The organism is Oleiphilus sp. HI0125 (assembly GCF_001635355.1).
This window is the reverse complement of sequence record NZ_LWGF01000688.1, coordinates 1-1616: the sequence shown is the minus strand read 5'-3', so window position 1 is coordinate 1616 and position 1616 is coordinate 1. Positions and strand designations below refer to the sequence as shown.

Below are 1616 nucleotides of genomic sequence, written 5' to 3'. Positions count from 1 at the left end.
TCCGCTCGCGCCATAGACCTTTGGCACCGACCAATAATCAGAACCAAGTGCTCGTTCGTAAAAACGTCTTTGTGTTTCAGCTTCTAAAGAGAAATCTAACTCTTGCTCAAAACCACGCGTGAACTCTTTAATTTGTTCTGCCATTGATTTCAAAAAAGGCTTAAGTTTTGAGTGAGGAGCCCAATACTGACTACTAATCAACATTAATTCGATTGCCAACGAACCCATCGCAAATTCGCGTTCAAGATTATGACGCGCAACTTTCACGACAATAGGTACCAGTACTGTTGATGTTTCTCCCTCTGAATTCGTATTTTCAACGGCTTTCTTGGCCAAAAACACGGAACCAATTGACCCACTTTTTAGAGGCTTTGATGCATCAAATTCGTAGTACATGCTCTCTGGCGGCTGACCAAAATCTTCAAAAAACACTTTTCTCACTTGTTCGACTGACATCGGCTCAACATCTTGCTGGAACACCGCAAGTTCGCGTGAAATTTCTTCGGGCAGAAAATCAGCACTGGCCGCAGCAACTTGTGCCATTTTGATAAACAAGGGACCGAATTCACTTACCATCTTCGAAACGATTTGCGCTTGGGCATGGAAGTCTTTCGGGTCGGTTTCCAAGAAAGGTTTTATGTAACGGATTGCTTGAATTTGACGCTTTAAGATCTGAATATCGCCGCGCAATACTTGTAGCTTACGTACAATTTCATTAAAACCGTCACGATTGATTTTTCTCAAGTGCTTGATGGTATTGATCGCCTCTACCAAAAGCGGCTCGTAGACGCGGATAATTGCGCGGGTGATCTCTAGATTTAGCTCAAAAATCCCTTGCAGCTCTGGACTCTCAATCAGTTCTTGAAAGAACAACCAAAACTCTTCTATAACTACTTCGGGAATCTCTACAGGGCTGCGAGAGATAGACTGCGAAACCAAGTATTTGATGAGTCTCTCTGTGCTTTCTTCATTTGGGATGAAACTACTTTTACGAAGATATGCGGTTACATCCTTTGAGTAATTGGAAACTGGATGTGCATAGAGTCCATCAAACAGACCATCTAATGTCTCAGCTAACTGAGAACGACTTACATCTTCATCTGATATAACTAGTTTTAAAACCGGAGAAAACAAGGTAGGCAAAGCCAAACTGCTCGTGGCGATGCTTCCCGAACGCTTGAGAAACGACCAAGTTGAGTTACTTATGCTCTTAAGCGAATCGGTCAACGCAGAGAGCTCGTTCGTATCGTTGTCATAATCCTTCATAACACTACCAATATATCGTCATTCTCATTTAGTCGAGCGAGAGTCTTTACAAGCCATAAGGCTTTCTCGAAAATAGATCACAGAAACGGGCCAAGAATCATAACACAAGGACAGCATGCTTCATGCCTGAAACGTCGATAGTTCATTCATTCTTCTTAATTTTTACTGGCGCAGCTATCGTTGCATCGTTCGCTCTGTATGCGCGACAGCCACTCATACTCGCCTATATCATTATTGGTGCAATCGTTGGGCCATTCGGCTTGGACTATGTGTCAGACGCTCGAATGCTTAGCGAAATAGCCGAGATTGGTATTATCTTTTTGTTGTTTTTACTTGGCTTAGACATGCAG

General features: G+C 42.8%; 2 protein-coding genes. One reads left to right on the top strand and one right to left on the bottom strand.

What is annotated here, in order from left to right; all coding sequences use genetic code 11:
* Positions 1-1266, bottom strand: a 1266-nt coding sequence (locus tag A3762_RS09975) for an AarF/UbiB family protein (protein WP_197469186.1), incomplete at its 3' end; no start/stop codon positions are given.
* A 122-nt stretch (positions 1267-1388) separates the two neighbouring features.
* On the opposite strand from A3762_RS09975, the gene A3762_RS09970 reads away from it, so the two are divergent.
* A partial coding sequence (locus A3762_RS09970; RefSeq protein WP_197469185.1) for a cation:proton antiporter occupies positions 1389-1616 on the top strand: 228 nt, incomplete at its 3' end.